This is a genomic window from Pseudomonas syringae pv. tomato str. DC3000 (assembly GCF_000007805.1).
Lineage (GTDB): Bacteria > Pseudomonadota > Gammaproteobacteria > Pseudomonadales > Pseudomonadaceae > Aquipseudomonas > Aquipseudomonas avellanae.
In genome coordinates, this window is the sequence record NC_004578.1 from 1,420,076 (window position 1) to 1,432,578 (window position 12,503).

Genomic DNA, 12,503 nt, shown 5'->3' on the forward strand with positions numbered 1-12,503 from the left:
GAAGAACCGGCCTGCCGCTACCGCGCTCGCTGCTCGGGCGCATGCTGCTGTTGACGTTGCTGGCGGTGCTGATGGCCCAGGCGCTGTCCAGCGTGATCTGGCTGTCGCAGTTGCGCGCCACGCAAATGGAAGGGCTGGTCACCAGTGCGCGCAGCCTGGCTTACTCGATGGCCGCCAGCGTCAGTTATTTTCGTTCACTGCCGCTGGCCTACCGGCCAATGGTGCTGGATCAACTGCGCAGCATGGGCGGCACGCGTTTTGTCGTCTCGCTCAATGATCACCCGCTGGACATGCAGATCATGCAGCCCACGCCGCGCAAACAGGCAGTGCTGGACGTGGTCGGCGAAGTGTTGCGCCAGCGCCTGGGCAGCGGCCCGGACATCACCGTGTGGTTTGCCCGCCCCGAAGAGCTGCGAATTTTCAACAGCGGCCTGAAGCTCGACGAGCTGCCGCGTTCCTGGGCGCATTACGCGCTGACGCTTGAGCCGGTGAACCCGCCGGTGCTGGTCACGCAGATCGAAATGGCCCCCGGCGAATGGTTTTACATCGCTTCTTTGCTGCCCGAACCCTATACATCGCTGGAAGAACAGGAACTGCCCCTGCAACAGGTGTCGTTCATTGTCCTGACCAGCGCGTTTCTGTTGTTGTTCATCGGCTTGCTGGTGCACTGGCAGAGCCGCCCGCTCAAGCGTCTGGCGCGGGCAGCGCGGGACATGTCGCTGGGTGCGGATGTGGAGCCTGTGGTCGAGGGCGGCGGCAGTGAAGTCGTCGAGGTCAGCCGGGCGTTCAACGCCATGCGCACCCGTATCAGTCGCTACCTGACCGAACGCGGGCAGCTGTTCAGTGCCATTTCCCATGATCTGCGCACACCCATTACCCGCCTGCGGCTGCGGGTCGAATTTCTCGAAGATGAGCAACAGCAGCGCAAATTCAGCCGCGATCTGGACGAGCTGGAGTTGCTGGTGAAAGGCGCGCTGCAATGCGTCAAAGACACCGATATTCATGAAAACATCGAGCCGGTGCATCTCAATGCGCTACTTGAATGCCTGGTCGAGCCTTGGCTGACTGCCGATGGAGATGGGCGTGTGACGCAGCAGGGCGAGGCGCAGGCGGCCTATCCCGGCAAGCCGCTGGCGCTGATGCGCTGCATCGGTAACCTGATCGACAATGCCCTCAAATACGGCCATCGGGCGCATCTTAAAGTCGAAGATGATGCCCAGGCTTTCGTGCTGCACGTGGATGACGAAGGCCCCGGCGTACCGGAACAACGCCTCGAGCACGTCTTCGAGCCGCATTTTCGGCTGGCGGGTAATCAGCAGCAGGGTTATGGATTGGGGCTGGGCATCGCCCGTAACATTGCCCACAGCCACGGCGGCGAAGTCAGTCTGCAGAACCTGCGTGACGGCGGGTTGCGGGTGACGTTATACCTGCCGAGGACCGTGGAGTGATTCTGCACGTTAGTGGCTTTTGGCCCGTTGCGTCGGGGCTCTATGCGAATGTAACCATCTGGTGACATTCGCGCATCCCTTCGTTACTGTCGTGTCGTCTGGCTTGGTTAGACTCGCACGAAGCGCAAGCATCAGACTTGCTCATGCATAACAACAAGAAAGGTTAATTAGATGAATTCCATGTCACGTCTCGCCGTTGTCATCTCTCTCGCTTCGTTGTTCCCTCTGAGCGCTACTGCTGCTGAAACCAAAGGCACTGTCGAAGTCGTGCACTGGTGGACGTCGGGTGGCGAAAAAGCTGCAGTCGATGTTTTGAAAGCGCAGGTTGAAAAAGACGGCTTCGTCTGGAAAGACGGCGCAATCGCTGGCGGCGGTGGCTCCACAGCCATGACCGTGCTCAAGAGCCGTGCAGTTGCTGGTAACCCGCCAGGCGTTGCCCAGATCAAAGGGCCTGATATCCAGGAATGGGCATCCACAGGCCTGCTCGACACTGACGCGCTGAAAGACGTCGCCAAGGCCGAAAAGTGGGACTCCCTGCTGGACAAGAAAGTCTCCGATACCGTGAAGTACGATGGCGATTACGTGGCCGTGCCGGTGAACATCCACCGCGTCAACTGGCTGTGGATCAACCCGGAAGTCTTCAAGAAAGCCGGTATCGACAAGGCACCGACCACCCTTGAAGAATTCTATGCAGCGGGCGACAAGCTGAAAAAAGCCGGTTTCATTCCACTGGCGCACGGCGGTCAGCCTTGGCAGGACAGCACCGTGTTTGAAGCCGTTGTGCTTTCAGTCATGGGTGCCGATGGCTACAAGAAGGCGCTGGTTGACCTCGACAAGGGCGCGCTGACCGGTGAAGGCATGGTCAAGTCGCTGACCGAACTGAAGAAAGTCGCTACCTATATGGATGCTGACGGCAAGGGCCAGGACTGGAACCTGGAAGCGGCCAAGGTCATCAACGGCAAGGCCGGCATGCAGATCATGGGTGACTGGGCCAAGAGCGAATGGACCGCCGCCAAGAAAGTCGCGGGCAAGGATTACCAGTGCGTAGCCTTCCCGGGCACCGACAAGTCCTTCACCTATAACATCGACTCGCTGGCGGTGTTCAAGCAGAAAGACAAAGGCACCACTGCTGCTCAGCAGGACCTGGCCAAAGTTGCGATGGGTGAGGACTTCCAGAAAGTCTTCAGCATCAACAAGGGTTCGATCCCGGTTCGCCAGGACATGCTTGCCGACATGAACAAGTACGGTTTCGACTCTTGCGCGCAAACCGCTGCCAAGGACTTCCTGGCCGACTCGAAAACCGGCGGCCTGCAGCCGAGCATGGCGCACAACATGGCAACCACGCTGGCCGTGCAGGGCGCTTTCTTTGATGTGGTCACCAACTACATCAATGACCCGAAAGCCGACCCGGCAGAGACAGCCAAGAAGCTTGCTACCGCGGTCAAGTCAGCCCAGTAATTCGTTATTAATTGCCTGTAACCGCCGTCCGTGGTGTTGAAATCCTTCATTGATTTCACCCACGGCTGCGGCCTGGATTCGATACACCGGATGGGATACTCCCGATGAGCTCTGTCGCTGCGAACAGCAAAGCCTCGCCAATGGATGCGCTGCAACGCTGGCTACCTAAACTGGTGCTGGCACCCAGTATGTTCATCGTGCTGGTGGGCTTCTATGGCTACATCCTCTGGACATTCGCGCTGTCGTTCACCAACTCGACGTTCTTGCCGTCCTATAAATGGGTCGGCCTGGCGCAATATGCGCGCCTGATGGACAACGACCGTTGGTGGGTGGCGAGCAAGAACCTTGCTGTGTTTGGCGGCATGTTCATCGCCATCAGCCTGCTGATCGGCGTGCTGCTGGCTATCCTGCTGGATCAGCGTATCCGTCGCGAAGGCGTGATTCGCACTATTTATCTGTACCCGATGGCGCTCTCGATGATCGTCACCGGTACGGCCTGGAAGTGGCTGCTAAACCCGGGCCTCGGCCTGGACAAGATGCTGCGCGACTGGGGCTGGGAAGGTTTTCGTCTCGACTGGCTGGTTGATCCGGATCGCGTTGTGTACTGCCTGGTCATCGCTGCCGTGTGGCAGTCTTCGGGCTTTGTCATGGCACTGTTTCTGGCTGGCCTGCGGGGCGTTGATCAGTCGATCATCCGCGCCGCGCAAATGGATGGCGCGAGCCTGCCGATGATCTATTGGCGCGTTGTGCTGCCGAGTCTGCGCCCGGTGTTTTTCAGCGCGGTGATGATTCTGGCGCATATCGCCATCAAGAGTTTTGACCTTGTAGCGGCAATGACGGCCGGTGGCCCGGGTTACTCGTCGGACTTGCCTGCAATGTTCATGTACTCCTTCACGTTCAGTCGCGGCCAGATGGGCATGGGTTCGGCGAGCGCCATTCTGATGCTCGGCGCAATCCTGGCGATTCTGGTGCCTTACCTTTACTCCGAGCTGAGGGCCAAACGCCATGACTAGTCATATTGGCAAACCAGGCATCAGCTTCAGCCGTATCCTGATTTACGCCGTGCTGATACTGGCCTGCCTGATTTATCTGGTACCGCTGGTGGTGATGTTGTTCACCAGCTTCAAGACCCCCGAAGACATCGGCACCGGCAACCTGTTGAGCTGGCCGGGCGTGGTCACTGCGGTTGGCTGGATCAAGGCGTGGGACCTGGTCGACGGCTATTTCTGGAACTCGATCAAGATCACCGTTCCGGCCGTGATCATCTCCACCGCGATCGGCGCGCTCAATGGCTATGTGCTGTCGATGTGGCGTTTCAAGGGCTCGCAACTGTTCTTCGGTCTTCTGCTGTTCGGTTGTTTCCTGCCGTTCCAGACAGTACTGCTGCCGGCGTCCTTCACGCTGGGCAAGATGGGGCTGGCCAACACGACCGTCGGGCTGGTGTTCGTCCATGTGGTCTACGGGCTGGCGTTCACCACGCTATTCTTCCGTAATTACTACGTCAGCATTCCCGATGCACTGGTCAAGGCGGCGCGTCTGGACGGTGCCGGGTTTTTCACGATTTTCGGCCGCATCATTCTGCCGATGTCCACGCCCATCGTGATGGTCTGCCTGATCTGGCAATTCACCCAGATCTGGAACGATTTCCTGTTCGGCGTTGTGTTCTCAAGCGGCGACTCTCAGCCGATCACCGTGGCGCTGAACAATCTGGTCAACACCAGCACAGGCGCCAAGGAATACAACGTTGACATGGCGGCGGCGATGATCGCCGGGCTGCCGACACTGCTGGTATATGTACTGGCTGGCAAGTATTTCCTGCGTGGGCTCACAGCCGGCGCGGTCAAGGGGTAATCATGGCGACTCTCGAATTACGCAACGTCAACAAGACCTACGGCAGCAACTTGCCGGACACGCTCAAGAACATCGAACTGTCGATCAAGGATGGTGAGTTTCTGATCCTGGTCGGCCCGTCCGGTTGCGGCAAATCCACCCTGATGAACTGCATCGCCGGGCTGGAAAGCATCAGCGGCGGGGCGATCCTCATCGATGGAGAGGATGTCAGCGGTACCAGCCCGAAAGACCGTGACATCGCGATGGTGTTTCAGTCCTACGCGCTGTACCCGACCATGACCGTGCGCGAAAACATCTCGTTCGGGCTCAAGATCCGCAAGATGCCGCAAGCCGCCATCGACGAAGAAGTCGCTCGCGTTGCCAAGCTGCTGCAAATCGAACACCTGCTCAATCGCAAGCCCGGGCAGATGTCCGGTGGTCAGCAGCAGCGTGTGGCGATGGGCCGTGCCCTGGCGCGTCGGCCGAAGATTTACCTGTTCGACGAACCGCTGTCCAACCTCGACGCCAAGCTGCGGGTCGAGATGCGTACTGAAATGAAGCTGATGCATCAACGCCTGAAAACCACCACGGTCTACGTGACCCACGATCAGATCGAGGCGATGACGCTGGGCGACAAAGTGGCGGTCATGAAAGACGGTATCGTTCAGCAGTTTGGTACGCCCAAGCAGATTTACAACGACCCGGCCAATCTGTTTGTGGCCAGCTTCATTGGCTCGCCGCCCATGAACTTCATTCCGTTGCGCCTGCAACGCAAGGATGGCCAGCTGTTTGCGCTGCTCGACAGCGGTCAGGCGCGTTGCGAACTGCCAGTGGGCGTTGCCGATGCAGGGCTTGAAGATCGCGAAATCATTCTGGGTATTCGCCCGGAACAGATTATGCTGGCTGCCGGCGACCAGGCGGGTCTGCCTGCTATTCGTGCCGAAGTGCAAGTCACTGAGCCCACCGGGCCGGATACACTGGTGTTTGTCACGCTGAACCAGAGCAAGGTGTGCTGTCGTCTTGCCCCGGATGTCGCACCGCAAGTGGGCGAGAGCCTGACGCTGCAATTTGACCCGTCCAAGGTGCTGATTTTCGACGCCAAGAGCGGCGAGCGTCTGGGGGTTTTAGGGCAGTCACCATCAGCCGAGCGGGTAAACAACGTCTCCCAGTTGAACCGCAAGTGATAGATTGATTCAATACCGAGCACCGCTGGCCGGCCGTTGACTGCCACACTCAAACGGCCCGCTAATGGACACAGGCAGTGAACGAAGCAAGACGTCTACCAAAGCTAATAACAATAAAACGAGGATTGATGGGATGAAGAAGATCAACAAAGGTAAATCGCTTTCCCGGTTTCAGTTGGTAAGCACGCTGTCGGTGCTGGGTGCGATGGGGCTGGCAGGCAACGTTCATGCTGCCGAAGCATTTGCTGCCGATTCGCCGTGGATGACGGGCGACTGGAACGGCAAGCGTACCGAACTGCTCGACAAGGGTTATGACTTCTCGCTGGAATACGTTTCCGAGATGGCCAGCAACCTGAAAGGCGGCTCCAACGACGACACCACCGGCCGCTACAGCGATCAGTTCGCGCTGGGTATGAAAGTCGATTTGCAGAAAGTTCTAGGTTGGCAGGACGCGGAGTTCAAGCTGGCAATCACCGAACGTAGCGGTCGCAATATCTCCAATGATCGGATCGGCGATCCTCGTGCCGGCACGCTCAGTTCCTCGCAGGAAGTCTGGGGTCGCGGTCAGACCTGGCGTCTGACGCAAATGTGGGTCAAGCAGAAGTATTTTGATGGCGCGCTGGACGTCAAGGCCGGTCGTTTCGGACCGGGCGAAGACTTCAACAGCTTCCCGTGCGATTTCCAGAACCTGTCGTTCTGCGGCTCGCAGGTCGGTAACTACGTGAACACCTGGTACAACTGGCCAATCAGCCAGTGGGCCTTGCGCGTGAAGTACAACATCACGCCTGAAGTGTATGCACAAGTGGGTGTCTACGAGCAGAACCCGTCCAACCTGGAAACCGGTAACGGCTTCAAACTCAGCGGCAGCGGCACCAAAGGCATGATCCTGCCGGTCGAACTGGTCTGGACACCGACCGTCAATTCTCTGCCCGGTGAATACCGTGTCGGTTACTACAAAAGCACGCCGAATGCCGATGACGTCTATGAAGACGTAAACGGCCAGCCGCAAGCGGCTACCGGTGCTGCGTTCAAGTCGCATGACAGCAAGCACGGCTGGTGGGTTGTGGCTCAGCAACAGTTGACCTCTCACAACGGCGATGCGTCGCGCGGTCTGAGCATCTTTGCCAACGCCACTGTGCATGACAAGGAAACCAACTTCGTTGATAACTACCAGCAGATCGGTCTGACCTACAAAGGCCCGTTCAATTCGCGTCCGAAGGATGACATCGGTGTCGGTATTGCGCGTATCCACGTCAACGACGATGTGCAGGATCGTGTACGTCTGGCCAACCAGATCAGCGGCATCAACGACTTTGACAACCCTGGTTACCTGCCGGTGCAGAGCACTGAGTACAACTCGGAAATCTACTACGGCTTCCACGTCACCAACTGGCTGACCGTGCGTCCCAACCTGCAGTTCATCAAGCATCCTGGCGGCGTAGATCAGGTTGATGATGCGATTGTGGCGGGCATCAAGATTCAATCGAAGTTCTGAGTATTGATTGACGCGTAACGCGATCAAGGGTCGTGTGTGCTTTGCGGGCAGCCTGCTGGCTGCCCGTTTTTTTTATCGGTTTACCTCTTTATTTTTCAGGGACGCGATTGGCGATGACCTCTCACGACGCGCAGCTGCCTGAGCATCCATTGCAACGCTTCTTCCGATCCCTTCGTGCCAGACCGACTTTCGAGTGGGAGCGCTATCAGCTGCGCGACGTTCTGGTCATCGACCATCCGCAATGCCAGGCGGTGTTCAGTCGCCAGGGCGCGCAGTTGCTGCACTTTCAGCCGCACGGCCAGAAACCCTGGCTCTGGTGCGCCGCGCAATGGCCGCAAGTGGGCGCTATTCGCGGTGGCGTGCCGGTGTGTTGGCCCTGGTACGGGCGCCATCCGGGGGAAAGCGGCTGGCCGGCGCATGGCTGGGGGCGTTTGCTGGACTGGAAACTGATCGACAGCCGTGAGAGTGAAGAGGGCGTCAGCCTGCACTGGCGCTTGCAGCTGTGGGACTGGCAGGTCGATCTGCACGCCGAGTTGGGGCAGGGCATGGAACTGCGCCTGAGCACCTCTCACGAAGACAGCGAGCCTTGTCATTTCAGCCATGCGCTGCATGCGTATTGGCGGATCAGCGATGTTGCCGAGGTCGCCCTGGAAGGGCTTGATGGCGCCCAGGGCTATGACGAACTCAGTCGGCAGGCCTGTCAGCAACAAGGCGAACTGCGCGTGGTGGGCGGCTGTCAGCGAGTTTTTGAACATGCGGGCGCCTTGCAGCTCCAGGACCCGACCTGGCAACGCAAATTGAACATCGATACCGGCGACAGCACCAACACTGTGGTCTGGCACCCTGGTAGCAGACCGCTGCTGGGTGTGTGCGGAAGTGAAACCACAGGCTTCGTACGCGTCGAAGCCGCCTCAGGCTCCGGCGATGCCTTCAGCCTGAACCCGGGCGAACAGGTGCAGCTCAAATTGCAGGCAAGCCTGGCGGGGTGAGTTGCGTGTGACGCATAGCGTCACGAACTGCATGCCGACGCGGAGCGTCGGCACGATAGTCAACGCATTCTCCAGATCACACCCAGTCAGCCCTGATCCTCGATCGGATAGCGGCTGTCGTTCAGGCTTTCCTTGATCTTGCGCAGGTGTGGCTGGAAATCAACGCCGCGGCGCAAGGTCATGCCGGTGGCCAGCACGTCGAGAACCGTCAACTGAATGATCCGCGAGGTCATCGGCATGTAAATATCGGTGTCCTCCGGCAGCGGAATATTCAAGCTCACGGTGCTGGCCTGCGCCAGTGGCGAACCCGCGGCCGTCAGGCCCAGCACCGAGGCGCCATTGGCCCGTGCGATACGTGCCACCTCCACCAGCTCGCGGGTACGGCCGGTGTAGGAGATGATCACGAACAACTCGCCAGTGTGAGCCACCGACGCAATCATTCGCTGCATCAACACGTCAGCGTGCGCCGTGACCGCCAGGTTGAAGCGGAAGAATTTATGCTGCGCATCGAGCGCCACCGGCGCAGAGGCACCCAGCCCGAAAAAGTGGATCTGCCGCGCCTGAATCAGCATGTCCACAGACTTGCTGACCAGCGCCGGGTCCAGTTGCTGACAGGCGCTGTCCAGCGAGGCAATCGCGCTGCCGAAAATCTTCTGGGTGTATGCCTCGGGATTGTCGTCGGCTTCCACCGCACGGCTGACATAGGCCGCGCCACTGGCCAGGCTCTGGGCCAGTTGCAGCTTGAGCTCAGGATAGCCGCTGACGCTGAACGAACGGCAGAAGCGGTTGACCGTCGGCTCGCTGACTTTGGCCGCCTGGGCAAGCGCTGCAATGCTCAGACGCGTGGCCATCTGCGGGTTAAGCAGAATCACCTCGGCCACTTTGCGCTCGGCCTTGTTCAGCTCATCGAGTCGGCCCTGGATTTGCTCCAGGAGGTTTCTTACGCGGTCCATACAAAGTCCTTGTCGGGGCTGATTCACCAACGGTTTTGGCCTGAGCTTTTATTAGCCCTTTAGCCTGTAGCAAAGGTGGCCTATCGTACTGAGGGCCTGTGTTGATCACCACTGGAATATGCTTTCAGGCAGAATGTTGTGGTTATTACTACATATGGCCTTGAGTAACGCCTTTAAAAAAGGTATTTGTAGCCTAACTTGATAAAAGAACCAACATTATGCCCTTGATTACGGTTGAACCGTGCACATTTGCCCTGTTTGGTGCCCTGGGGGACCTGGCGGTACGCAAGCTGTTCCCGGCTCTTTATCAGCTTGATCGCGCTGGACTGCTGCATGAAGACACAAAAATTCTTGCCCTGGCGCGTGAACCAGGCGACGAACAGTCGCATCTGGCCTACATCGAAAAATCCATGCGCCGCTTCATTCCCGAGGCGGAGCTTGAGGCCGACAACGCAGCGCGCTTCCTGGCGCGCCTCAGCTACCTGCATGTCGATTTTCTCAAGGCCGAGGACTATGTTGCGCTGGCCGAGCGCGTTGGCAATGCCGAGACGCTGATAGCCTACTTCGCCACGCCGGCCTCGGTGTACGGCGCGATCTGCGAGAACCTCGCGTCGGTGAACCTGGCCGAGCGCACACGCGCCGTCCTGGAAAAGCCCATCGGCCATGACCTGGCCTCGTCGCGACGGGTCAACGACGCCGTTGCGCAGTTCTTCCCGGAAAACCGCGTCTACCGAATCGACCATTACCTGGGCAAGGACACGGTCCAGAACCTCATTGCCCTGCGGTTCGCCAACAGCCTGTTCGAGACCCAGTGGAACCAGAACCATATTTCCCACGTGGAAATCACGGTTGCCGAGAAAGTCGGCATTGAGGGCCGCTGGGGCTACTTCGATCAGGCCGGCCAGCTGCGCGACATGATTCAGAACCACCTGCTGCAGTTGCTCTGCCTGATCGCCATGGACCCGCCCAGCGACCTGTCGGCCGACAGTATTCGTGACGAGAAGGTAAAAGTGCTCAAGGCACTGGCCCCGTTCACCCCCGAGCGTCTGGCCACCCAGGTGGTGCGCGGTCAGTACACCGCTGGCTACAGCGAAGGCAAGGCAGTGCCGGGTTATCTGGAAGAAGAGAACTCAAACACCCAGAGCGACACCGAAACCTTTGTTGCGTTGCGTGCCGATATCCGCAACTGGCGCTGGTCGGGTACGCCGTTTTATCTGCGTACCGGCAAGCGCATGCCGCAGAAAATGTCGCAGATCGTGATCCACTTCAAAGAGCCGCCGCACTACATCTTTGCCCCTGAGCAGCGTTTGCAGATCAGCAACCGCCTGATCATTCGTCTGCAGCCTGACGAAGGTATTTCCCTGCAGGTGATGACCAAGGATCAGGGGCTGGACAAAGGCATGCAGCTGCGCAGCGGCCCCTTGCAACTGAATTTTTCCGACACCTACCGCAGCGCTCGTGTCCCCGACGCTTATGAGCGGTTGTTGCTGGAAGTCATGCGTGGCAATCAGAACCTGTTTGTCCGCAAAGATGAAATCGAGTACGCCTGGCAATGGTGCGATCAGCTGATTGCCGGCTGGAAGAAGGCGGGCGATGCGCCCAAGCCTTACCCGGCCGGAACCTGGGGGCCAATGAGCTCCATTGCCCTGATTACTCGCGACGGGAGATCCTGGTATGGCGATATGTGATCTAGAGCTGCCGGCAGGGCTGGTAGCACGTGACTTCGACACCCCACAGCAACTGGCCGATGCGCTGGCCGGCAACGTGGCCGCGCGCTTGAAGCAGGCGATCAGCGAAAACGGTCTGGCCACGCTGGTGGTGTCCGGCGGACGTAGCCCGGTGGCGTTCTTTCAGAGCCTGGCGGCGCAGCCGCTGGAATGGTCGAACGTGGTCATCAGCCTGGCTGACGAGCGTTTCGTGCCCACCGAGCATGCCGACAGCAACGCCGGCTTGCTGCAACGCCATCTGTTGCAAGGCCCTGCGGCCAAGGCGAAGTTTGTGGGGCTGTACAGCGTGGCGGGCAATGTAGAGGACGCAGCACTGGCGGCCGATCAGGCGCTGGCCGAGCTGCCGCCTATCGATGTGCTGATTCTGGGCATGGGCGACGACGGGCACACCGCGTCGCTGTTCCCCGACAGCCCGAACCTCAGCGAGGCGCTGGACCTTGATGGCGAGCGTCGCTGCCTGCCGATGCTCGCACCCAGCGTGCCGCATCAGCGTCTGACCCTGACCCGCCGTTTGCTGGCGTCGGCGCGTTCGCCGATCCTGTCGGTCTCAGGTCAAGCCAAACTGGACACCCTGCGCGCAGCGCTGGCGGGCGATAACCTCGCCGAAATGCCGGTGCGTGCCTTTCTCAACCCGTCTCTCGAGATTTACTGGTGCCCATAAGCCCCATAAACACAAAGGAACCGTCGCCATGACACAGAACGAAAATAATCAGCCGCTCACCAGCATGGCGAACAAGATTGCCCGGATCGACGAACTCTGCGCCAAGGCAAAGATTCTGCCGGTCATCACCATTGCCCGTGATCAGGACGTATTGCCACTGGCCGACGCGCTGGCCGCTGGTGGCATGACGGCTCTGGAAATCACCCTGCGCTCGGCGTTCGGACTGAGTGCGATCCGCATTTTGCGCGAGCAGCGCCCAGAGCTGTGCACTGGCGCCGGGACCATTCTGGACCGCAAGATGCTGGCCGACGCCGAGGCGGCGGGCTCGCAATTCATTGTGACCCCCGGCAGCACGCAGGAACTGTTGCAGGCGGCGCTCGACAGCCCGTTGCCCCTGTTGCCAGGCGTCAGCAGCGCGTCGGAAATCATGATCGGCTATGCCTTGGGTTATCGCCGCTTCAAGCTGTTCCCGGCAGAAATCAGCGGCGGTGTGGCAGCGATCAAGGCCTTGGGCGGGCCTTTCAACGAGGTGCGTTTCTGCCCGACGGGCGGCGTCAACGAGCAGAACCTCAAGAACTACATGGCCTTGCCCAACGTCATGTGCGTCGGCGGGACATGGATGATTGATAACGCCTGGGTCAAGAATGGCGACTGGGGCCGCATTCAGGAAGCCACGGCACAGGCGCTGGCGCTGTTTGACTGATGGATAGTATTTCAGAGTCAGCGCTCAGCGGGCTGACTCTGGCAAGGAAGTTGTT

Annotated in this window: 11 protein-coding genes; 10 read left to right on the forward strand and 1 reads right to left on the reverse strand. The window is 59.3% G+C overall.

Annotated elements, in window-relative coordinates:
- Positions 1 to 41 precede the first annotated feature (41 nt).
- The 7 genes from PSPTO_RS06815 (at position 42) to PSPTO_RS06845 (ending at position 8,404) form a co-directional block, all read left to right on the forward strand.
- A complete protein-coding gene (locus PSPTO_RS06815) occupies positions 42 to 1,448 on the forward strand; it encodes an ATP-binding protein (protein WP_011103499.1) in 1,407 nt (468 codons plus the stop codon).
- Between the two features lie 171 nt (positions 1,449 to 1,619).
- The gene (locus PSPTO_RS06820; RefSeq protein WP_005736422.1) at positions 1,620 to 2,906 is read left to right on the forward strand and encodes an ABC transporter substrate-binding protein; all 1,287 of its coding nucleotides are present in this window, start codon (positions 1,620 to 1,622) and stop codon (positions 2,904 to 2,906) included.
- Between the two features lie 104 nt (positions 2,907 to 3,010).
- Entirely contained in the window at positions 3,011 to 3,919 is a 909-nt protein-coding gene (locus tag PSPTO_RS06825) for a carbohydrate ABC transporter permease (protein ID WP_003375907.1), read from the forward strand.
- The gene (locus PSPTO_RS06830; RefSeq protein WP_005615493.1) at positions 3,912 to 4,757 is read left to right on the forward strand and encodes a carbohydrate ABC transporter permease; all 846 of its coding nucleotides are present in this window, start codon (positions 3,912 to 3,914) and stop codon (positions 4,755 to 4,757) included. The genes PSPTO_RS06825 and PSPTO_RS06830 overlap by 8 nt, the downstream gene beginning before the upstream one ends.
- Positions 4,758 to 4,759: 2 nt before the next feature.
- Positions 4,760 to 5,920, forward strand: a complete 1,161-nt coding sequence (locus PSPTO_RS06835) for an ABC transporter ATP-binding protein (protein WP_005764049.1) — start codon at positions 4,760 to 4,762, stop codon at positions 5,918 to 5,920.
- Positions 5,921 to 6,053: 133 nt separating this feature from the next.
- Positions 6,054 to 7,415 (forward strand): carbohydrate porin, encoded by a 1,362-nt coding sequence (locus tag PSPTO_RS06840; protein WP_005736419.1) that lies wholly within the window; start codon positions 6,054 to 6,056, stop codon positions 7,413 to 7,415.
- A 113-nt stretch (positions 7,416 to 7,528) separates the two neighbouring features.
- Positions 7,529 to 8,404, forward strand: a complete 876-nt coding sequence (locus tag PSPTO_RS06845) for a D-hexose-6-phosphate mutarotase (protein WP_005764048.1) — start codon at positions 7,529 to 7,531, stop codon at positions 8,402 to 8,404.
- Between the two features lie 86 nt (positions 8,405 to 8,490).
- Here the strand turns inward: PSPTO_RS06845 and PSPTO_RS06850 are convergent, their stop codons facing one another.
- The gene (locus tag PSPTO_RS06850) at positions 8,491 to 9,357 is read right to left on the reverse strand and encodes a MurR/RpiR family transcriptional regulator (protein WP_003375897.1); all 867 of its coding nucleotides are present in this window, start codon (positions 9,355 to 9,357) and stop codon (positions 8,491 to 8,493) included.
- A 218-nt stretch (positions 9,358 to 9,575) separates the two neighbouring features.
- On the opposite strand from PSPTO_RS06850, the gene zwf reads away from it, so the two are divergent.
- Genes zwf through PSPTO_RS06865 form a run of 3 tightly spaced genes read left to right on the forward strand, consistent with a single transcriptional unit; the run spans position 9,576 to position 12,448 of the window.
- Complete coding sequence (gene zwf / locus PSPTO_RS06855; RefSeq protein WP_003375894.1) at positions 9,576 to 11,045, forward strand: glucose-6-phosphate dehydrogenase; 1,470 nt, start codon at positions 9,576 to 9,578, stop codon at positions 11,043 to 11,045.
- Positions 11,032 to 11,745, forward strand: coding sequence for a 6-phosphogluconolactonase (gene pgl, locus PSPTO_RS06860; RefSeq protein ID WP_005764047.1), 714 nt, complete (start codon positions 11,032 to 11,034; stop codon positions 11,743 to 11,745). Before zwf ends, pgl begins: the two co-directional genes overlap by 14 nt.
- 28 nt (positions 11,746 to 11,773) lie before the next feature.
- Positions 11,774 to 12,448, forward strand: coding sequence for a bifunctional 4-hydroxy-2-oxoglutarate aldolase/2-dehydro-3-deoxy-phosphogluconate aldolase (locus PSPTO_RS06865; RefSeq protein ID WP_005764046.1), 675 nt, complete (start codon positions 11,774 to 11,776; stop codon positions 12,446 to 12,448).
- The last annotated feature ends 55 nt before the right edge of the window (positions 12,449 to 12,503 follow it).